Genomic DNA, 20,818 nt, shown 5'->3' with positions numbered 1-20,818 from the left:
AGGCTAGCGCGGGGTCGAGGAGGTGGCGCCCGCGGGACGGGGCCGTACGGCGGGCTCCGGGGCGGAGCCCACCTGAGGCCCCCGTCACCGGAAGGGGCGGGGTGGGGAAAGGCCGACGGCCCGGACCCCTTCCGGGGGCCGGGCCGTCTCGTCGTGCGGGTGGCGTCAGCTCTCGGGCTGCGCCACGGCCTTGCGCGTGCGGGTGCGGCGCGGCTTGGGCTCCGCCTCCGCCTCGGCCGCCGTACCTGCGGCCGCCGTGGCCTTCGGCTCCGCCGCCTTGCGCGTACGCGTGCGACGGGGCTTCGCCTCGGGCTCGGTGCCTTCCGCCGTCTCGACCGCCTTGGCGGCGCGGGTGCGGCGGGGCTTGGCCTCCGGCTCCGCGGCCTCGGCTGTGTCGACGGCCTTGGTGGCGCGGGTGCGGCGGGGCTTGGACTCCGTGCCCTCCGCCTCCTCGACCGCCTTCGTCGCACGAGTGCGGCGCGGCTTGGCCTCCGGCTCCGCGCCCTCGGCGGTGTCGACCGCCTTCGTCGCGCGCGTGCGGCGGCGCGGCGTGGGCTCCGCCTCCGGCTCCTGGACGGCCACCGCGGCAGCCGCCTGCTCGACCTCGGCCTCGGGCGTCGCGGCCCGCGTGCGGCGGCGGCGCGGCTTGTCCTCCGCGGGCTCCGCCGTCTCCGCGACGGCCACGGTCTGCGCGACCACGGTGGACGCCGACGCCTCGACCGCTTGCGACACACGGGTGCGGCGGCGCACCGGACGGGGTGCCTCCTCCGCCTCGACGGCGGGCTCGGCAACGGTGACGGCGGCCTCGACCGTCTCCACCGCGGCCGTCGCCTCCGGCGACGCCTGCGCGCTCACCCGGGTGCGGCGACGGCGGCGCGGCGTGCGCGGCTGCGTCGGCTCCTCGGCGGGGCCGACGGACTGCTCCGGCACGGACGGCGCTTCCACCTCGGCCCCGCCGCGCGTACGCCGCCGCTGACGCGGCGTACGCGTACGCTCCGGGCGCTCCTCGCGCACGGCCGTCGGCGCGGACCGGCGGCCGCGGCCACCCGTCTCGCCCAGGTCCTCGAGCTTCTCCGCCGCGAGACCGGCGCGGGTGCGCTCGGCGCGGGGGAGGACGCCCTTGGTGCCCGCCGGGATGCTCAGCTCCTCGAACAGGTGCGTGGACGTGGAGTACGTCTCGACCGGGTCGGGGAACTTCAGGTCCAGCGCCTTGTTGATCAGCTGCCAGCGCGGGATGTCGTCCCAGTCCACCAGCGTCACGGCGGTGCCGCTCGCGCCCGCGCGGCCGGTGCGGCCGATGCGGTGGAGGTAGGTCTTCTCGTCCTCGGGCGACTGGTAGTTGATGACGTGCGTGACGCCCTCGACGTCGATGCCGCGCGCGGCGACGTCGGTGCACACCAGCACGTCCACCTTGCCGTTGCGGAAGGCCCGCAGCGCCTGCTCGCGCGCGCCCTGGCCGAGGTCGCCGTGGACCGCGCCCGAGGCGAAGCCGCGCTGGGCCAGCTGGTCGGCGATGTCCGCGGCGGTCCGCTTCGTACGGCAGAAGATCATCGCCAGCCCGCGGCCCTCGGCCTGCAGGATGCGGGAGACCATCTCCGGCTTGTCCATGGAGTGCGCGCGGTAGACGCGCTGCGTGATGTTGGCGACGGTCGCGCCCTCGTCGTCCGGCGCGGTGGCGCGGATGTGCGTGGGCTGCGACATGTAGCGGCGGGCGAGGCCGATGACCGCGCCCGGCATGGTCGCCGAGAACAGCATGGTCTGGCGGCGCGCGGGCAGCAGCTGGATGATCTTCTCGACGTCGGGCAGGAAGCCCAGGTCGAGCATCTCGTCGGCCTCGTCGAGGACGAGCGCGCGCACGTGCGAGAGGTTCAGCTTCTTCTGGCCCGCCAGGTCGAGCAGGCGCCCGGGGGTGCCGACGATCACGTCGACCCCCTTCTTGAGCGCCTCGACCTGGGGCTCGTACGCCCGGCCGCCGTAGATGGCGAGCACACGGACGTTACGCACCTTGCCGGCGGTCAGCAGGTCGTTGGTGACCTGGGTGCACAGCTCGCGGGTGGGGACGACCACCAGCGCCTGCGGGGCGTCGGTCAGCTCCTCGGGCCGGGCGCGGCCCGCCTCGACGTCCGCGGGGACGGTGACGCGCTCCAGCAGCGGCAGGCCGAAACCCAGCGTCTTGCCGGTGCCGGTCTTGGCCTGGCCGATGATGTCGGTGCCGGAGAGCGCGACGGGGAGCGTCATCTCCTGGATGGGGAAGGGGGAAACGATGCCGACGGCCTCGAGGGCCTCGGCGGTCTCGGGGAGGATCCCGAGATCCCGGAAAGTCTTGGGCTGCGTAGTCAGGGTGTTGCCTCTTCTGTGAGACGCGGCGCGAGGCGAACGCTGGGGGTCGTACCGCACCTGGGTACTGGGCCGGCCGTGGATTGACCGGATGGCGCGGGACCACTGCCGTCGCTCGAGCGTCGAGCCGCTGGAGGGACCCTCATCTGCGGTCGCACGCACCTGTGTGCGCACTGTCCGCGTGGAGGGCGGTCGGGTCGGAGCCGATCGGGCCACCGACCGGGCATCCTCATTCATCAGACGGCCCACCGAGCAGACAAAAAAGCTGATGCTCAGCAGGCGCCTTACCACTGTACCCCGGAATCGCGCATGTGTGTTGGGGCAATTCCTGGGAAACGTCTTCGGGGCACGGCTGACCAGGCCCTTCCCCCGATCGGCGGGCGGGCTATTGTGCGCTTCATGGAGACGCCTGACAACGCCACTGAACACACCGGGATCGCCGCCCAGGACTGGGCCGCGGCCTCCGCAGACCCCCAGTACCGCGCCGCTGTCGTGGACCTGCTGGGCGCGCTCGCGTACGGCGAGCTGGCGGCCTTCGAGCGCCTCGCCGAGGACGCGAAGCTCGCGCCCACGCTCGGCGACAAGGCGGAGCTGGCGAAGATGGCCTCGGCGGAGTTCCACCACTTCGAGCGGCTGCGGGACCGGCTGACGGCCATCGAGGCGGAGCCGACGACGTCGATGGAGCCGTTCGCCCAGGCACTGGACGACTTCCACCGCCAGACCGCTCCGTCGGACTGGCTGGAGGGCCTGGTCAAGGCGTATGTCGGCGACTCGATCGCCAGCGACTTCTACCGCGAGGTCGCGGCCCGTCTGGACAGCGACACCCGGGCCCTGGTGCTGGCCGTCCTCGACGACACCGGTCACGGCAACTTCGCCGTCGAGAAGGTGCGCGCCGCGATCGAGGCCGACCCGCGCGTCGGCGGCCGGCTCGCCCTGTGGGCGCGGCGGCTGATGGGCGAGGCGCTGTCCCAGGCGCAGCGGGTCGTCGCCGAACGCGACGCGCTCTCGACGATGCTCGTGGGCGGTGTGGCGGACGGCTTCGACCTGGCCGCGGTCGGCGAGATGTTCTCCCGGATCACCAAGGCGCACACCAAGCGGATGGCCGCCCTGGGGCTGGCCGCCTGACCGTCCGGCCTCACACGCACGCATCCGGCCGGCCGGATGCTTCTGCGTCACGCTCGGCGCGGTCGTACCTCAGTGCCGCCTGAAGCGGCCGGGCTTCCTGCCCGGCCGCCCTTCCTCGCGCGGCCGGTCGTCGTCGTCCTTCAGAAAGGGAACGCGCGGTGCAGTCTGCGTGTCGAGGGGCGCAGCAGCAGCGACAGCAGCACGGCGCCGATCGCCGCGGAGCCGATCAGGGTCACCAGCTCATGGCCGGGACCGAGCGCCACATGCGTCACATAGGCGCCGAACAGTGCGCCCAGCGTGCCCGTCGTGAACACCACCCGGCGGGACGGGAGCCGTTCGGCGAGGTGGCGCGTCGCGGCCCAGGAGAGGGCCAAGCCGATCAGGACGGAACCGAGCGCTTCCAGGAGCACTTCTGATCACCTCACGGACACCGGCGCGGCAGGAACGGTCACAGCCCGTACTACCCCGGGGCAACGGATCACAACCCTCCCCCGAGTAGGCGAAAAAGGGCCCTGAACAGGGGAATCCGGCATCGGGGAAGAAATGGGTGAGGGCCCGGCGGGAAACCGCCGGGCCCTCCTTCGATGTGATCGACCCCGTGCCTACAGGGCGCCGAATCCCACACGTCGCGTCGTCGTCTCGCCGATCTCCACGTAGGCGAGACGGTCGGCCGGCACCAGGATCTTGCGGCCCTTCTCGTCCGTCAGGCTGAGCAGCTGCGCCTTGCCGGCCAGCGCATCGCCCACCGCGCGCTCGACCTCCTCGGCGGACTGCCCGCTCTCCAGAACGATCTCCCGGGGCGCGTGCTGCACGCCGATCTTGACCTCCACGGCTATGTCCCTCCGAACGGTCAGTTGCGTTGCGCGATCAACGCGCCGTACGCAGCACACATTAGCCCGGACACCGGACAGGGCAGGCGCGGGTGGGAAACGCCAGGAGCGAACAGCTTCAGTGCTGTTCGGCCGGGTGCTGCTCGCTGCCGTGCAGCGGGAAGCCCGCGATACCGCGCCACGCCAGGGACGTGAGCAACTGCACGGCCGTGTTCCGCGGGATGCCCGAGCCGCTGGAGAGCCAGTAGCGCGCGACGACCTGGGAGACACCGCCGAGGCCCACGGCCAGCAGCATCGACTCCTCCTTGGACAGGCCGGTGTCCTCGGCGATCACGTCCGAGATGGCCTCCGCGCACTGCAACGAGACCCGCTCCACCCGCTCGCGGACCGCGGGCTCGTTCGTCAGATCGGACTCGAAGACGAGCCGGAACGCGCCGCCCTCGTCCTCGACGTAGGCGAAGTAGGCGTCCATGGTCGCCGCCACACGCAGCTTGTTGTCCGTGGTCGACGCGAGCGCCGTGCGGACCGCCTGGAGCAGCGACTCGCAGTGCTGGTCCAGGAGCGCGAGGTAGAGCTCCAGCTTTCCGGGAAAGTGCTGGTAGAGCACGGGCTTGCTGACGCCGGCCCGCTCGGCGATGTCGTCCATGGCTGCCGAGTGGTACCCCTGAGCCACGAAAACTTCCTGGGCCGCACCCAGGAGCTGGTTTCTGCGGGCTCGGCGTGGCAGGCGTGTGCCCCGCGGGCGCGCCGCCTCTGTCTGCTCGATGGCTGTCACGCCGCCTCCCAATGTGGTGAACAAGCACAGTTCTTCCGTACGCGCTGTGCGCCGCGCCGCCATCGTACTTTTGGGTAACGACGGAGCGCGTGGTGCGGACGCAGAATTTCACGGACCGGACAGTCACGGAAGCTGTCTGTTCGCGGGCGATACGCGGACATACCGGCGACAAGCGCGGCAGGTCACCGGTAGTCGTCCTCGTCGAGCGTCACCACGCGCGCCTGTTCGGCGGCGTCCGCCTCGTTCGCGGCGTCCGGATCGGCGCGGTTCACCGGATCGTCCCGTTCCGGGCGTACGTCGGTGTGCTGCTCGGCGGCGTCGGCCTCGGGGACCTCCGTGTCGTCGGTCGTGGCGGTGTCGTCGTCCTCGGTGAAGGTTTCCGGTTCAGTGGGATCGACTGTCATACCGCACCGCTTTCCCTGGAATGCGCCCTTTAGTACGAGCCTAGGAGTTCCTGATGGCGGGCGCTACGCGGTACGTGCCGCATCTGTGACACCGAACACACGAGCCATGGCGTGATCGTCTCGTAACATTGCCCGCATGTCTTCGACCGAGCTGCCGGGCACCGCCGCCGCGAACGCCGCGGTGGCCCCCAAGGTCGCGACCGTCCGTGTCGCCGAGGGCGAGAAGCTGCGCTCCGTCACCCTGCCGGGCCTCACCCTGACCGTCCGTTCCCGCCCGCCGGCCACCGCCGGGCTGCCGCCCGCGCTGTACGTGCACGGCCTCGGCGGCTCGTCGCAGAACTGGTCGGCGCTGATGGCGCACCTCGAGGACGTGGTGGACGGCGAGGCCGTCGACCTGCCCGGTTTCGGTGACTCGCCGCCGCCGGACGACGGGAACTACTCGGTCACCGGGCACGCCCGCGCGGTCATCCGCTTCCTGGACGCGAGCGACCGCGGACCCGTCCACCTGCTCGCCAACTCGCTCGGCGGCGCCGTGTGCACCCGGGTCGCGGCCGTCCGCCCCGACCTGGTGCGCACGCTCACCCTCGTCTCGCCCGCGCTGCCCGAGCTGCGCGTGCAGCGCGCCGCGCTTCCCACCGGGCTGCTCGCTCTGCCCGGAGTGGCCCTGCTCTTCGCGCGGCTGACGAAGGAGTGGAGCGCCGAACAGCGCACCCGCGGGGTACTCGCGCTCTGCTACGGGGACCCCGCACGGGTGACGGAGGATGCGCTGCGCAACGCGGTCGAGGAGATGGAGCGGCGCCTGCGCCTTCCGTACTTCTGGGACGCGATGACCAGGTCGGCACGTGGCATTGTTGACGCGTACACGCTCGGCGGACAGCACGGGCTGTGGCGTCAGGCGGAGCGCGTCCTCGCGCCGACCCTGCTCGTCTACGGGCGCAAGGACCAGCTCGTCTCGTACCGTATGGCGCGCAAGGCGGCAGCGGCGTTCCGGGACTCCCGGCTGCTGACGCTCCCGGACGCCGGGCACGTTGCGATGATGGAGTACCCGGAAACGGTCGCCCAGGCATTCCGGGAACTGCTCGACGACTGCAGTGGGAGCTGATCCGGGGCGTGGGACGACACAGTCGCAAGGGCCCCGCACCCAAGGGCGCCGGGTCCGGGGGCGCACCCGGTCCGGCCTCCGGGGAGCGGGAGGCCGCCGTGGCCTCGACCGGCAGCGGTCGGCGCAGGCGGTCGGCGGGCTCCGGCCCCGAGCAGCACACCTCCGCCGGGACCGGACCCTTCGCCGGTCCGGCCAGGGGCGGGCACCCCGAGCACCACGAGTCCGGCGGCGGCTGGGGTGACTGGCAGACCGGTACGCAGCAGCAGGTACGGACCGCGCCGCCGCCCGCGGCGGTGGGCCGGCCGCGCATACCGGGCCCGCGCCGGGAGTTCGTCGAGGCCTTCGACGCGCCGGCGGCCGGCCCGGCCCCTGACCCGTACGGGCCCGACAGTGATCCGGCCCCCGAAGCCGAGGCGCACGGCGCCGACGAGGCCGGGGAGCCTCCGGCCAAGGGCGGCAAGGGACGCACGTTCACCGGCGTCGCGGCCGCCGCCGTGACCACGGTCCTCGCGGTCGTCGTCGCCGGCCAGGTGGCCGCCGACCGGCACGACAGCTCCGGCGCGCAGTCGTCGGCGCAGGACCGCGGGGTCGTGCAGGAGCGCCCGGGCCGGTCCGACGGCAGGCGGGCACCCGCCCAGGAGGCGGCCCGGCCGCCCGCGTCCCCGACGTACGCGCAGCTGATGACCCGGCAGTTCCCCATCGACCCCGAACTGCGGGCGTCCGGGGACTTCGAGGCGGTGCCCGGCCTGGACAGGGCGCCCGGCAAGGGGCGCAAGATCCGCTATCGGATCGACGTCGAGAAGGGGCTCGGCCTGGACAGGGGCCTGTTCGCCCGGGCCGTCCAGGAGACGCTGAACGACGAGCGGAGCTGGGCGCACGGCGGGGCCATGACCTTCGAGCGCATCTCGTCGGGCCGGCCCGACTTCGTCATCACTCTGGCGAGCCCCGGCACGACCGCCACCTGGTGCGCCAAGTCCGGTCTGGACACGACCGTCGACAACGTCTCGTGCGACTCCGCGTCGACGGAGCGTGTGATGATCAACGCGTACCGGTGGGCGCAGGGCGCCGAGACGTTCGGGCCGGGCGCGATGCTCGCCTACCGGCAGATGCTCATCAACCACGAGGTCGGGCACCGGCTCGGCTACAACCACGTGAACTGCCAGACGCCCGGGGCGCTGGCGCCGGTTATGCAGCAGCAGACGAAGTCGCTGGACATCGGCGGGGTCGCGTGCAAGCCGAACCCCTGGGTGCATCCCGGGGAATGAGGGCGCGCGGAGCCGGCCGCAGCATGACTCTGCGTGACGAAAACGCACTGTAGCGCGACAGAACGCTATCTGGGTGCGAAAGTTACGGGCGTTCACCCCTTCTGGTGGCGCGATGGACAACCGTCCGTCGCGCCACCGCCACATCCGCATAACGTCGTCCCGCCGAGAGCCGCCGGAAACCAACGGCGGCCGCCCACAAGGGAGATCGGGGTGCACGCGTGCGGATCGGATTGCTTACGGACGGTGCCTATCCGTATGCGGCGGGTGAGACCGGGCTCTGGTGCGACCGGCTGGTGCGCGGCCTCGCGCAGCACGAGTTCGACGTCTACGCGCTCAGCAGCAGCGCCCCTCAGGAGGGGCCGCCCGCTCTGCCGCCCCAGGTGCGCCAGGTGCGCACGGCGCGACTGTGGGCGCCCGCGGACGACGGCGTGCGTTACGGGCGGCGCGAACGGCGGCGTTTCGCCGGGCACTTCGGGGACCTGGCGGCCGCGGTATGCGCCGACGGCGACGGCTTCGCCGACAGCCTGTACGATCTCGCGGACCTGGCCCGCGACCACGGCGGACTTCACGCGGCCCTGCGGTCCGAAGCTGCCCTGTGCGCCCTGGAGTCCGCCTGCCGCGCACCCGGCGCGCACCGTGCCCTCCGGGGGGTGACCGCCGCCGACCTGCTCCGTGTCGCCGACCGCCTGGAGCACGCCCTGCGCCCCCTGTCGCTCGACTGGTACGAGGACGACGCCCTCGCCTCGGCCGACCTCTGCCACGCCGCGTCCGGGGGACCGGCAGCGCTGCCCGGCCTTGTGGCCAAACGCTTCTGCGGAGTCCCGCTGCTGGTCACCGAGTACGGCGTCCACCTGCGCGCGCGGTACCTCGCCGGGCGCGAGGCCGGGCTGAGCGGTCCCGTACGGGCCATGCTCGCCGGGTTCCACGGGCAGCTCGCCGCCGAGCTCTACCGGCAGGCCGCCGTCATCACCCCGGGCAACGGTCACACCCGGCGCTGGCAGGAGAAAAGCGGTGCCGACCGCGCCAGGCTGCGCACGGTTCACCCCGGCATGGAGGCGGACCGATTCGCGGCCGTCGGTGAGAGCGACGACGCCGGGGACGGACACACCCTCGTCTGGGTCGGCAGGATCGAACCGGCCAAGGACCTCATCGCCCTGCTGCACGCCTTCGCGGAGGTCCGCAAGGAGGAGCCGGCCGCCCGCCTGCGGCTCTTCGGCGCACCGGCGCAGGGAGAGGAGGCCGCGACCTACCGCGCCCACTGCCGGGCCCTGGCCGCACAGCTCTTCCCCGACGAGGCCGAGGGCGCGCACGCGGTCGGGGAGAATCCGGTCTCCTTCGAGGAGGTCGGCGGCCCGGAGACGCCCGAACTGGCCGACGCCTACGCCGCCGGCGCGGTCGTCGTCCTCTCCAGCGTGGTCGAAGGCTTCCCGGTCAGCCTGGTCGAGGCGATGTTCTGCGGCCGGGCCACGGTGTCCACGGACGTCGGCGCGGTCGTCGAAGTCATCGGCGGCACGGGGCTGGTCGTGCCCCCGCGCAACCCGCGGGCGCTCGCGGACGCGTGCCTCGCGCTGCTTCGCGACCCGGAGCGCCGGGCGCGACTGGGCGCTGCCGCGCGTGCCCGTGCGCTCGAACTCTTCACCGTGGAACAGAACCTGACGGCATTTCGCGGCATTTACCTGGAGCTGATCTCGCACTCGCCGGTGCAGCGGGAGGCCGTCGACGCCGACGGGGAGCCGCTGCCCTTTTCGCACCCCGCCGAAGCGCACGTGCCGGGCGGCTGGACGGGCGGCGCGGGCACCCACACGCCGAGCTGGGCGGCGGCCCCCGGACCGGGGCTCGTCGGCGCAGGCTCGGCACCCGAGACCGGGAAGGAGGCAGGCCGGTGAACGCGTCACGCGTCACGGGGAGCACGGCCGCCGAGGAGCTGGCCGCCCTGCACCAGGACCTCGGCGTCGGCCTGGAGGCCGCGGCCGGCGACGACCACGCCCACGCGGTGCGGGCCCGGGCGGCCCTGACGGCACTCGACGACATCCGCGCCGAGTCCGCGCCGGGCGGCGTCCCGGAGGCCGGCCCGGAGCCCTCCTCCGCGCGGGACCGGGCGAGCGTGGGGGGCGAGGCCCTCGACGGCACCCGTCCTGTGGAGCCCGTCAGTCGTCCGGCATCGACCGGCACGCTTTCGGAGGCCGCCGGGGACAGCCCGGGACGGGGCGAGTCAGGCACGCCCCCTGGCGCCGACCCGGCCGTCGCCGGGGGGCCGGGGGCGGACGGTCCCCGCCAGGCTCCTGGTGACGACGGTGCCGCGAGCACCGGCGGCTCCGCGCCGGACGGCGCGGCCACCCGCGGCGCGGCCGTGCGGGACCGTTTCCGCAGTGCCGGCGCCCCCGTACGGGGCGGGTCCACGAGCGGCGCCGTGCGGCGCGGCGGCGCCGATCCCGTCAAAGGGCTCATCCACCGGCACCGCGAACTGTGCGAACAGGCCGTCGACCCGCTCGAGATCGCCGCCGGACTCGAGGCCCACGGGCTGACCGACCGCACCGCCGCCCGCTTCCGGCACCGGGACGTGTTCTCGCTCGCAGAGGAGATGTTCGCGCGGGCCGAGCGCGTCCCCGCCACCACGGACGACCGCCCGGCGCGCGCCGCCGATTCGCGCGCCGGGCGGGCCGGGCCGTACCTGACGCCGCTGCTGCCGGGCGTGGTGTGCGCCCTCGCGGTCGCGGGCACCGCCGCCACCGAGGGCGCCGCCCGGCTCGTGTCCGGCGCGATCGGCGCACTCGCCACGGGCCTCGCGCTCCTGTTCGCGCTGCGCAGCGGCCCGCTGCGCGCCCGCGGCCGTACGCTCCCCGCCGCACGCCTGTGGACACTCTGGCTGCTCCTCTACGCGGCAGGCGGCCAAGGACTGGCGGCCGAGATCCTCGCCGGCGGCCCCGACGGCCTGTGGCCCCTGACCCCCGCCCCCGTCGTCGCACTCGCCCTCGCCGTCGCCCCGGCCGCCTGGTGCGCGGACCTCTTCGCCGCACGGGCGCGCCGCAGGCTCGGCACCAGCCGCGGACTGGACGACTTCGCCGCCGGGACACGCCCCCTGCTGCTCGCCGTCCTCCTGCTGTACGTCGCGGCGCTCGGCGCACTCGTCGCACTGACCGGGCTCGTCCTGCCCGGCGCGGGGACGCTCGGGCCCGCCGCGGTCCTCGGCACGCTGCTCTTCCTCGCCCGGCTGCTCGTCGTCCACGGCTTCCCGGAGCCCGCCTCGGCCGCCCTGGCCGCCGCCTGCGCCGTCGAGGCCGCGGCGCCCGCCCTGCTGCTGTCGGGCAGGCTGCCCGGCCTCGACCTCGTCGCACGTCCCGTGGAGGCGCTCATCGGGGCCTGGGGAGCGGCCGCCGTACCCGTACTGGCCTGCGGGGCCGCCGCGCTGGGCCTCGCCGCCCACGCGTTCGCGGTGCTCGCCCGGGCCTCGGCCCACACCCGCTGAACACCCGCACACCGGTGGAAGAGGCCGACGTGTCCCACGGAGCCGACACCGCGGACACCCGGCGTCCATGGCATCGAACGGCAACACCCGAAGGAGACTGCGCATGACCCCGAACCACCCGAACACGGCCCGTCGGCACCGAGGAGCCGCACGATGAGGGTGCTTCTGCTCGGTGCCAACGGATTCCTCGGCCGGTTCGTCGCCGACCGGCTTCTCGCCGATCCGGCCGTGCACCTCACGACGCTCGGCCGCGGCGACGACGCCGATGTGCGCTTCGACCTCTCCGGCGGCAGTCCCGGCGCGCTCACGCGCTTCCTCGGCGCCGTCCACCCCGGTGTCGTCATCAACTGCGCGGGCGCCACCCGCGGCGGTGCCCGCGAACTGACCCGGCACAACACCGTCGCCGTCGCCACCGTCTGCGAGGCGCTGCGCCGCAGCGGCTGCGGGGCACGGCTCGTGCAGATCGGCTGCGCCTCGGAGTACGGCCCGTCCCAGCACGGCTCGTCGACGGCGGAGGACGCCGTGCCGCGCCCCGGCGGCCCCTACGGGGTCAGCAAGCTCGCCGCCACCGAGCTGGTGCTCGGCTCAGGACTCGACGCCGTCGTCCTGCGGGTCTTCTCGCCCGTCGGGCCCGGCACCCCGGCCGGCTCCCCGCTCGGCCGCCTCGCCGAGGCGATGCGCCGGGCGATGCAGCAGGGCGACGGGGAGCTGAAGCTCAGCGGCCTCGGCGTGCAGCGCGACTTCGTCGACGTGCGGGACGTGGCGCGCGCCGTGCACGCCGCCTCCCTGTCCGCCGCGCAGGGCGTCGTCAACATCGGCACCGGCCGTGCCGTGAAGCTCAGGGACGCTACGGCGACCCTCGCCCGCGTCGCCGGCTACGCGGGCGCGCTGCACGAACTGGACGCTCCCTCGATCCGCCCCGGTATCGGCGCCCCGCGCACCGAGTCCGTCGTCGAGCACCTGGCCGCCACACCCTCCCCGTACCCCGACGGGTGCGGCGGCTGGCAGCAGGCCGACGTGCGCACCGCGCGGGACCGGCTCGGCTGGCGGCCCCGTATCAACCTCGAGGAGTCCCTCGCCGACATCTGGATGGAGGCGGCATGCCGCATCTGACGAGTTCCGGAACCACGCTCTCGGCCACCGGCGCGGACAGGCTGGGCTTCGGCATCCCGGGCTACGCCCATCCGCTGCTCGCCCCCGTCGAATGGGCCGAACTGACCCGTCCGGGGGCCCCGCTGCACTGGGTGGTCCTCAATGTCGCGGACGGTCCCGGCGCTCTGCCCGACCCGCACTGCCTGGAGGCGGCGGGCCGGCTGAGGAACGCCGGGGTGCGCGTCCTCGGGCATCTCGACCTCGCCCACGGGGAGCGCTCGTTCGGCGACATCGTCTGTGACGCTCAGCACTTCGCCGACTGGTACCGGGTCGACGGCTTCTTCCTGGACCGCTGTCCGGTCGAGCGCGCGGACCTGGCGCAGGTGCGGCGCACCACGGCCACGCTGGACGCCATGACGGGCGGCGGGCACCTGGTCCTGGGGCACGGCACGCACCCGTATCCCGGCTACGCGGAGGCGGCGGACCAGTTGGTCACGTTCTCCGGGCCGTGGACGGATTACCGCTGGTCGCAGGTGGCGGAGTGGACGGCGGACTACCCGCCGGAGCGGTTCGCTCACTTCGTCCACGGGGTGCCGCGCACGCACCTGGAGGAGGCCACCCGGATCGCACGCTGGCAGGGTGCCGGGACGATCTTCTTCACCGACCGGGGATCCCCGGACGCAGGAAAGGGGCAAAGCGGTCCATACGAGGCGCTGCCCGGCTACTGGGACGAAATCGTCTCGCAGATCGGACCGGGTATCTCGGAATGAGAAGGGCCGTGGCAGTGTTACCGGAAGAACAACCGTACTGATACCGATCTACGGAGTCCCCGTGTCGCTGCCACCCCTGGTCGAGCCAGCTGCTGAGCTCACCGTCGACGAGGTCCGCAGGTACTCCCGCCACCTGATCATCCCCGACGTGGGGATGGACGGGCAGAAGCGGCTGAAGAACGCCAAGGTGCTCTGTGTGGGCGCCGGCGGCCTGGGTTCGCCGGCCCTCATGTACCTCGCCGCGGCCGGTGTCGGCACGCTCGGCATCGTGGAGTTCGACGAGGTCGACGAGTCGAACCTGCAGCGTCAGATCATCCACAGCCAGGCGGACATCGGCCGCTCCAAGGCCGAGTCCGCCCGCGACAGCGTCAAGGGCATCAACCCGTACGTGAACGTCGTCCTCCACGAACAGCGGCTCGAGGCCGAGAACGTGATGGACATCTTCAGCCAGTACGACCTGATCGTCGACGGCACGGACAACTTCGCGACGCGCTACCTGGTCAACGACGCGTGCGTGCTGCTGAACAAGCCCTACGTCTGGGGCTCGATCTACCGCTTCGACGGTCAGGCCTCCGTCTTCTGGTCCGAGCACGGCCCCTGCTACCGCTGCCTCTACCCGGAGCCCCCGCCGCCGGGCATGGTCCCCTCCTGCGCCGAGGGCGGCGTGCTGGGCGTGCTGTGCGCGTCCATCGGCTCCATCCAGGTCAACGAGGCGATCAAGCTGCTCGCCGGCATCGGTGAGCCGCTGGTCGGCCGGCTGATGATCTACGACGCCCTGGAGATGCAGTACCGCCAGGTCAAGGTCCGCAAGGACCCGAACTGCGCGGTCTGCGGCGAGAACCCGACCGTCACCGAGCTCATCGACTACGAGGCCTTCTGCGGCGTCGTGTCCGAGGAGGCCCAGGAGGCGGCGGCCGGTTCGACGATCACTCCCAAGCAGCTCAAGGAGTGGATCGACGACGGCGAGAACATCGACATCATCGACGTCCGCGAGATCAACGAGTACGAGATCGTCTCGATCCCGGGTGCGCGTCTGATCCCGAAGAACGAGTTCCTGATGGGCAGCGCCCTCCAGGACCTGCCGCAGGACAAGAAGATCGTCCTGCATTGCAAGACGGGTGTCCGCAGTGCGGAAGTCCTCGCGGTGCTCAAGTCGGCGGGCTTCGCCGACGCGGTGCACGTCGGCGGCGGCGTGATCGGCTGGGTCAACCAGATCGAGCCGGAGAAGCCGGTCTACTGACCAGGACGGTGCAGGGGCCCCGGACCGCGTGTGCGGTCCGGGGCCCCTGCCGTTGTCCGCTCGGGAAGACGCGCCGGGCCGCGCCTCATGCCTCATGCCTCTCGCCGGAGGCGCGGGCGCGGCCTCACGACGTGCAGGTCGTGCCGTCCGCGGGGACCTTGCCGTCGAGCAGGTACGCGTCCACCGTGCGCTTCGCACAGGATCCGCCGCCGTAGGCCCCGTGCCCCTCGCCCTTGTTGGTGACCAGCACACCGACGCCCGCGCCGAGCTCGTCCGCCATCCGGCGCGCGCCCTCGTACGGTGTCGCCGGGTCGCCCGTCGTGCCGACGACCAGGACCGGCGCGGCGCCCTTCGCCGAGACCTCGGGGGTGTCGGACGCGCCGGGGACCGGCCAGTCGGCGCACCAGCCCGCCAGGTCCCAGGCGAGGTAGGGCCCGAAGACGGGGGAGACCTCGGTGAACTCGGCGAGATGACGGGAGCGGACCTCGTCCCCCGTCACACGGCCCTTGGCGTCCGCGCACGATATGGCGCGCTGCGAATGGTCCTGCGTGCCGTACCGCCCGTTCTCGTCGCGGTTGTTGAACGAGTCGGCCATCAGCAGCAGCTGCGTGCCGTCCCCGTTCTCCGCCGAGTTCAGCGCGGACGTCAGGTACTTCCAGCTGTCCTCGGAGTACAGCGGCATGATGATGCCGGACACCGCGAGGCTCTGGGTGAGCTCGCGGCCGCTGTCCGCGGGCAGCGGCTCACGGTCCAGTCGGCGCAGGAGCTTCACCACGCGCGCGGTGCCCTCGGCGGCGCCGATGCCGCGGCTGCGGAAGTAGTTGTCCAGCGCGCGCTGGAAACCGCGGGCCTGGTTGCGCGAGTGCGCCACGTAGTCGGCCGAGGGGTCGACGACCGCGTCCAGCGCGAGCCGCCCGGTGTTCCGGGGGAACAAGTGGGCGTACACGCCGCCGAGTTCGGTGCCGTAGGAGAACCCGAAGTAGTGCAGCTTCTCGTCGCCGAGGACCTGGCGGATCAGGTCCATGTCGCGGGCGGCGCTCACCGTGCCGACATGGGGCAGTACGCGGCCGGACCGCGCCGCGCAGCCCGCGCCGAAGGCAGCCGAGTCCGCGAGGTACGCCTTCTCCTCGGCAGGCGTGTCCGGGGTGGAGTCCAGCGCCAGCGACGTCGCGGTCTCCTTGTCGCCGCGGCACACCACCGCAGAGCTCTCGGCGACGCCGCGCGGGTCGAAGCCGACCAGGTCGTATCGCTGGTGCAGGGTGCCGTAGCCCTTGGCGGCGTTCGGCAGCGCGGCGACACCGGAGCCGCCGGGACCGCCGAAGTTGAACAGCAGCGAGCCGATGCGCCGGCCCGGATCCTTCGCCACGGAGCGGATCAGGGCGATGCCGATGGTCTCCCCGCTGGGGTCGCCGTAGTCGAGCGGCGCCTCGAGCGTGGCGCACTGCCACTCCCGGCCGGGCCGCTCGGCGTAGCTTCCGTAGGCCTTGACCGGCGCCTGGCAGGCGCCCCAGTCCAGCCGCTGACCGGTGAGCGACGCGGGCAGCGTCACGGCCTGCGGGCCGCTGTCCGCGGAGGCGGAGGCCGAGGCGGGTGAGGACGGTGCGGCGTTGTTCCTGCCGTCCTGCGTGTCCTGGTCCGGGCTGCCGCATCCCGCGACCGCACCGGCCAGCAGCAGGATCGCGGCCGCCGCGGCCCCCGCACGGACTCGGTTCCTCATTCCGGCCCCCCAAGGCGTTCGAAGACAGTTTCGACATCCTAGGGGGGCGTCGGGGCCGGCCTACCGGCAGACCGTCCCGTCCTTCGGGACCCGGCCGTTCAGCAGATAGGCGTCAACGGCGCGGTCCACGCACGTGCTGTTGCCGTACGCGCCGTGCCCCTGGCCCCGGTAGGTGATCTGGACGCCCACGCCCTTGCCGAGGGCCTCCTTCATCGCCTTCGCCCCTTCGTAAGGGGTGGCCGGGTCGCCCGTGTTGCCGATGACGACGATCGGCGGGGCGCCCGGGGCGGAGACGTCCGGGTGCGACCACATGCCCGGCACCGGCCAGTCGGTGCAGCTCATCAGGGCCCAGCCCAGGAAGTCGCCGAACACGGGCGACGCCTTGCGGAACGCGGGCAGCTTCGCCTTGGTCTGCTCCAGCGTGTACCGCTCCTTGGAGTCGGCGCAGCCGATGGCCGTGCCGGCCGCCTGGATGTTGCTGTAGGTGCCGGTCTCCGAGCGGCCGGTCAACGCGTCGGAGAACGCGAGCAGCAGCGCGCCGCTGCCGCCCTCCGCCTCGTCGAGGCCCTGCTCCAGCAGCTCCCAGTACTCGCGGGAGTACAGCGCCTGCGCGATGCCGTTCAGCGCCTGGCTCTGCGTCAGCTTGCGTTCCCCGATGCCGGCGATCGGCTTCCTGTCCAGGCCGTTGAGGAACCCGGTGATCCAGTCCTGCATCTCCCCGACGGTGGAGCCGGGGAGCCGGCAGTCGTCGCCGCGGCTCACGCAGTCCTTCAGGAAGTTGGTCAGTGCCAGCTGGAAGCCCTCGGCCTGGCCGAGGGAGCCCTGCTCGGAGTTCTCGCTCGGGTCGACCACCGCGTCGAACACCGCTCGCCCCACCCGCTGCGGGAACAGGTGTGCGTACACGCCGCCGAGTTCGGTGCCGTAGGAGATCCCGAAGTAGTGCAGCTTGTCGTCGCCGAGGACCTGGCGGATCAGGTCCATGTCGCGCGCGGCGTCGACGGTGGCGACATGGGGAAGCTCGTTGCCCGAGTTCTCCTCGCAGGACTCGGTGAACGACTGGACGCCCTCGACGAACGTCTTCTCCTCGGACGCGTCGTCGGGCGTCGAGTCCTCGGCCACGTACGCGTCCATCTCGCGGTCGTCCAGGCACTCCACGGGCACGCTGCGGCCGACCCCGCGCGGATCGAAGCTCACCAGGTCGTAGCGGGTGTGCAGGGTGCCGTAGTCCTTGGCGGCGGCGGGCAGGGTGGCCACGCCCGAGCCGCCGGGGCCGCCGAAGTTGAAGACGAGGGAGCCGATGCGGTTCGCCTGGTCCCGGGCGCGTGCGCGGATGAGCGCCAGTTCGATGGTCTCGCCGTCCGGCTCGTCCCAGTCGAGCGGCGTGTCCAGGAACGAGCACTCCCAGACGGTGCCCCCGGGCAGCGGAGACGGCTTCGTGCCGCCGCCCTCGGCCTCGGAGGGCGCCGGGCACGGCTGCCACTCCAGCACCTGGGCGGCGAGATCCTTGGGGCGGTCCTCGTCGTTCCCCCCGCCGTCCCCGCAGCCGGCGGCAGTCAGCAGGACGGCGACGGCGGTGGCGACGGCGGCCGTACGAGCCGCTGTACGAGTGGTCGGCATGTGGCCATCGTGCGACGGCGCCGCTTGCTCCGCACGGGCGAACGGTCCATGCGGGTGGCGGACCGGTCAAGGCACCGTACGGGTGGCCCCACTGCTCCCTACGGGTGATTCCCGGGCCGTCCGGCGGAGGGTCGCTGTCAGAGCGCGCCCTTGCGCGTGAGGTGGTTGAAGGCGAACCACCCGGGCAGCACCGGAAGCCAAAGCGTCATCGTGCGGTACAGCAGCACGGCGGGCGCGGCGACCTCCGTGGGCACGCCCACCAGCAGCAGGCCGCCCACGAGTGCGCCTTCCACGGCGCCCACACCGCCCGGTGTCGGCGCGGCCGACCCGAGGGCGTTGCCCGCGAGGAACACCACGGCGATGCTCGCGTAGCTGAGAGGCTGGTTCCCGCCGTCGAAGGCCCGGATCGACGCGTCCAGACAGAGCACGAAAACGCCGGTCAGCAGCAGCATCCCGCCGATGCCGGTGAGCAGTTTCACGGGCCGCTGGAGCACGTCGAGCATGCGCGGCACCACTCCGGCGAACAGCGACCGCAGCCGCGTGGCGACGAATTTGCGCATGAACGGGATCGCCGTCACGACCAGCACCAGCACGGCGACCGTCAGCAGGCCCGCGATCACGGTCCTCGACGGTGTGAACGAGGCCGTCCGCTCCGTCCCGGTCAGGTAGCCGAAGGACAGCAGGAGCAGGATGTGCGCGCCCAGCCCGAAGAGCTGCGAGGCGCCCACGCTCGCCACCGCCAGTCCCGGCCGCACCCCCGAGCGCTGGAGGAAGCGCGTGTTGAGCGCGACACCGCCGACAGCGGCCGGTGCCACGATCTTGACGAACGACCCGGCGACCTGCGCGAGCACGGTCCGCCCGAACCCGACCCGCTCGGGGACGAAGCCCAGCAGGCTCATCGCCGCCGCCACGTAGCTGAGCGCCGAGAATCCGAGGGCGGCGGCGACCCAGCCCCAGTGCGCCTTGTCGAAGACCGTGCCGAAGTTGATCCCCGCGATCTGCGACAGCAGGAAGTACGCGGCGACGGCACCGGCGATGCAGCTGACGAGCGTACGGGGCCTGATCCGCTCGAGCCGGACCGGCTCCACGGGGGCCTGCGGGCGGATCAGCAGCACCTGGCGGCGGATCTGGGAGAGCAGGTCCTCCTCGCGGGCCTCCTCCATCGCCTCGTCCAGGGCCCGTTTGTCGGCCTGCTTCTCCGCGCGCTCGACCCTGCGGACGGCCTTGCGGTCGTCGGCCGCCGCCTGGGACGTACGGGCTTTCCGGGCCGCCGCCGACGCCTCCAGCACCGCCTCGCGCTCGCGCTGCGCCCGCTCGCGCGCCTGCTGGCGCAACGTGGCACGGGTGGAGCGGGTGAGCGCGATCGGCTGGAGCAGCGGCAGACAGTCGGCGACCTTGTCGGGCCCGAGCACCTCCACGGCCGCGGCGACCGCCCGCTCGGCGCCCACCCGCAGACCGAGCGTGGTCAGCAGCTGGGCGATGTCCATGCGCAGGACCACGTCCCCGGCCGCGATCTCGCCGCCCCGCAGGTCCGTCAGGACCACCCGGCCCGCCTGGTCCACCAGGATCGCGTCCCCGGCGAGCCGGCGGTGTGCGATGCGCCGGGACTGGAGCGCCTTCACCTGACGCCAGGCGCCCAGGACCACCTCGTCGGTGATCTCCTTGTCCTCCAGCGCGTCGAGCACCCGCCCGCCCTGGTGCTCGTACACGAGCATCACGGCGTCGGGACCGAGCTCGGAGGTGGCGATGAGCTTGGGCGCGTTGGCCCCGGCGGCGATCGCCGCGTACGCCAGCAGCGCCTCCTGCTCCAGGGCCTGGCGCAGCGACTGGATGGAGCGGCGCGTGGTGATCGAGCGCAGGGTCAGACGCCGCCACACCCGGTAGAAGAAGCCGTGCGCCTGCTGCTCGCGGTCGACGACGGTCACGTCGAGCGGGGGGCCGTCCTCCAGCGAGACCAGATAGCGCCGGCCGCGGTCCTGGTCGGCGTTCTCCGGGGTGTCCTCGGCGCGCATCGCGGACACCGGGCGGAAGCCGACGTGGCGCAGGCCGGCGAGCAGGTTCTGGCCGGTGGGGCGGACGTTCGGGGAGCCGACCGCGTAGAGCGTGCCGTACGCGACGGTCCAGCCGAGGAGGACGGTCAGGATGATCGAGAAGGGTGTGGTGTACCCGGCGACCAGCATGGCGAACGCGTCCAGCAGCAGGACGACCCACAGCACCACGCGCCAGCGCGGCCTGCGGGCCATGCCCACGGCGGTCATGTACGCGATGACGGGCGCGAGGTAGCCGTGCACCGGGTCCGTCAGCCCGTCCGTCTGCGGCTGGGTCAGCGCGTCCTGGAGGCTGCCGGGGGCGCTGCGGGAGACCCACAGGTCGGTGGCGAGCGTCACGCCGTGGGCCAGGACCGCGGCGAGCACGCCGTCCGCGATCCGCAGGCCGTCCCGTTTGACCAGGCGTTCGATGGCGAAGGCGACCGGGACGAGCAGCACGGCGATGCTGGACACCAGGCCCGCGAGCTTGACCAGCAGGTCCGGGGCCTGGCCGGTGCCCTTGCTGATGTCCGACTCGAGACCGGTGGTGGTGCCCTGGGCGAAGGCCGCGACCGCCAGGACGACGGCGATCGCCAGGATGCCGACCAGCAGCCGCATCAGGTCCGAGGGGCGGTGGACCCGGGCGGCGAGCAGCGGCTCGTCGCCGGAGACCCGGTCGGCCCGGCTCACGTCGGCACGCGTCGAGCCCTGGGGTCCGCCGACGGGCTCGTCGGCTCGCGCGTCCGCGGGCGGGGTGGCGTCGGCTCGCGCGTCCGCGGGCGGGGTGGTGCCTGGGGCGTTCGCGGGCGTGGCGGAGTCCGCGCCGGCCGTGGGTTCCCCGTCCGCCGCGGGCTTTGCGGCGTCCTGGTCGGTCGGCGGAGCAGGCAATTCCGGATGCGGCTCGCGCTCAGGGCCGCCTGCCGCCTTCGAAGGCTGCACGCCCTGCTCCTTCGCCGTCTCGGTCTCTTCTTGATCTCGTATCACCAGTCACCGCCCGCACGATGGTGGCACGACCGGACGACAGAGAGGGGCATCAGGGTGTATCGCGGGG

16 protein-coding genes are annotated in these 20,818 nt (G+C 73.0%); 8 read left to right on the top strand and 8 right to left on the bottom strand.

The annotated features are described in order from the left end of the window. Positions 1–165: 165 nt before the first annotated feature. A complete protein-coding gene (locus QFZ82_RS14355; RefSeq protein ID WP_307713544.1) occupies positions 166–2,238 on the bottom strand; it encodes a DEAD/DEAH box helicase in 2,073 nt (690 codons plus the stop codon). Between the two features lie 498 nt (positions 2,239–2,736). On the opposite strand from QFZ82_RS14355, the gene QFZ82_RS14350 reads away from it, so the two are divergent. After that, complete coding sequence (locus QFZ82_RS14350; RefSeq protein ID WP_307713543.1) at positions 2,737–3,462, top strand: ferritin-like fold-containing protein; 726 nt, start codon at positions 2,737–2,739, stop codon at positions 3,460–3,462. A 140-nt stretch (positions 3,463–3,602) separates the two neighbouring features. Here QFZ82_RS14350 and QFZ82_RS14345 read toward each other — a convergent pair whose 3' ends face one another. The 4 genes from QFZ82_RS14345 to QFZ82_RS14330 all read right to left on the bottom strand — a co-directional run bounded on the left by QFZ82_RS14345 (position 3,603) and on the right by QFZ82_RS14330 (position 5,471). Beyond that, positions 3,603–3,872 carry a hypothetical protein gene (locus QFZ82_RS14345; protein ID WP_307713542.1) on the bottom strand — a complete coding sequence of 90 codons (270 nt, stop codon included), beginning with the start codon at positions 3,870–3,872 and terminating at the stop codon, positions 3,603–3,605. A 192-nt stretch (positions 3,873–4,064) separates the two neighbouring features. Then, on the bottom strand, positions 4,065–4,292 hold the full coding sequence (locus QFZ82_RS14340) for a DUF3107 domain-containing protein (protein WP_307713541.1): 228 nt from the start codon (positions 4,290–4,292) through the stop codon (positions 4,065–4,067). A gap of 118 nt (positions 4,293–4,410) precedes the next feature. Continuing rightward, entirely contained in the window at positions 4,411–5,067 is a 657-nt protein-coding gene (locus tag QFZ82_RS14335; protein ID WP_307713540.1) for a TetR/AcrR family transcriptional regulator, read from the bottom strand. Between the two features lie 182 nt (positions 5,068–5,249). Beyond that, positions 5,250–5,471, bottom strand: coding sequence for a hypothetical protein (locus QFZ82_RS14330; RefSeq protein ID WP_307713539.1), 222 nt, complete (start codon positions 5,469–5,471; stop codon positions 5,250–5,252). Between the two features lie 136 nt (positions 5,472–5,607). Between QFZ82_RS14330 and QFZ82_RS14325 the strand changes: the two genes are divergently transcribed. The 7 genes from QFZ82_RS14325 (at position 5,608) to moeZ (ending at position 14,406) form a co-directional block, all read left to right on the top strand. Further along, positions 5,608–6,573 carry an alpha/beta fold hydrolase gene (locus tag QFZ82_RS14325; RefSeq protein WP_307713538.1) on the top strand — a complete coding sequence of 322 codons (966 nt, stop codon included), beginning with the start codon at positions 5,608–5,610 and terminating at the stop codon, positions 6,571–6,573. Positions 6,574–6,581: 8 nt separating this feature from the next. After that, entirely contained in the window at positions 6,582–7,838 is a 1,257-nt protein-coding gene (locus QFZ82_RS14320) for a DUF3152 domain-containing protein (protein WP_307713537.1), read from the top strand. 218 nt (positions 7,839–8,056) lie between these two features. Further along, a complete protein-coding gene (locus tag QFZ82_RS14315; RefSeq protein WP_307713536.1) occupies positions 8,057–9,724 on the top strand; it encodes a DUF3492 domain-containing protein in 1,668 nt (555 codons plus the stop codon). Next, positions 9,721–11,304, top strand: coding sequence for a hypothetical protein (locus QFZ82_RS14310; protein WP_307713535.1), 1,584 nt, complete (start codon positions 9,721–9,723; stop codon positions 11,302–11,304). Before QFZ82_RS14315 ends, QFZ82_RS14310 begins: the two co-directional genes overlap by 4 nt. A 153-nt stretch (positions 11,305–11,457) precedes the next feature. Then, a complete protein-coding gene (locus QFZ82_RS14305; RefSeq protein WP_307713534.1) occupies positions 11,458–12,417 on the top strand; it encodes an NAD(P)-dependent oxidoreductase in 960 nt (319 codons plus the stop codon). Next, complete coding sequence (locus tag QFZ82_RS14300; protein WP_307713533.1) at positions 12,405–13,166, top strand: spherulation-specific family 4 protein; 762 nt, start codon at positions 12,405–12,407, stop codon at positions 13,164–13,166. Before QFZ82_RS14305 ends, QFZ82_RS14300 begins: the two co-directional genes overlap by 13 nt. A gap of 61 nt (positions 13,167–13,227) precedes the next feature. Further along, positions 13,228–14,406, top strand: coding sequence for an adenylyltransferase/sulfurtransferase MoeZ (moeZ, locus tag QFZ82_RS14295; protein WP_307713532.1), 1,179 nt, complete (start codon positions 13,228–13,230; stop codon positions 14,404–14,406). 124 nt (positions 14,407–14,530) lie between these two features. On the opposite strand, the gene QFZ82_RS14290 is transcribed toward moeZ, so the two are convergent. The 3 genes from QFZ82_RS14290 to QFZ82_RS14280 form a co-directional block, all read right to left on the bottom strand. Continuing rightward, complete coding sequence (locus tag QFZ82_RS14290; protein ID WP_307713531.1) at positions 14,531–16,123, bottom strand: alpha/beta hydrolase; 1,593 nt, start codon at positions 16,121–16,123, stop codon at positions 14,531–14,533. Between the two features lie 60 nt (positions 16,124–16,183). Continuing rightward, positions 16,184–17,740: an alpha/beta hydrolase gene (locus tag QFZ82_RS14285; RefSeq protein WP_307713530.1), complete on the bottom strand. Its 1,557-nt coding sequence runs from the start codon at positions 17,738–17,740 to the stop codon at positions 16,184–16,186. A 137-nt stretch (positions 17,741–17,877) separates the two neighbouring features. Beyond that, complete coding sequence (locus tag QFZ82_RS14280) at positions 17,878–20,706, bottom strand: lysylphosphatidylglycerol synthase domain-containing protein (protein ID WP_307713529.1); 2,829 nt, start codon at positions 20,704–20,706, stop codon at positions 17,878–17,880. Between the last annotated feature and the right edge of the window lie 112 nt (positions 20,707–20,818).

Origin of the sequence: Streptomyces sp. V4I23, assembly GCF_030817975.1 — a bacterium.
GTDB lineage: Bacteria > Actinomycetota > Actinomycetes > Streptomycetales > Streptomycetaceae > Streptomyces.
The sequence above is the reverse complement of the archived record's forward strand: the minus strand, read 5'-3'. Positions and strand labels throughout refer to the sequence as shown.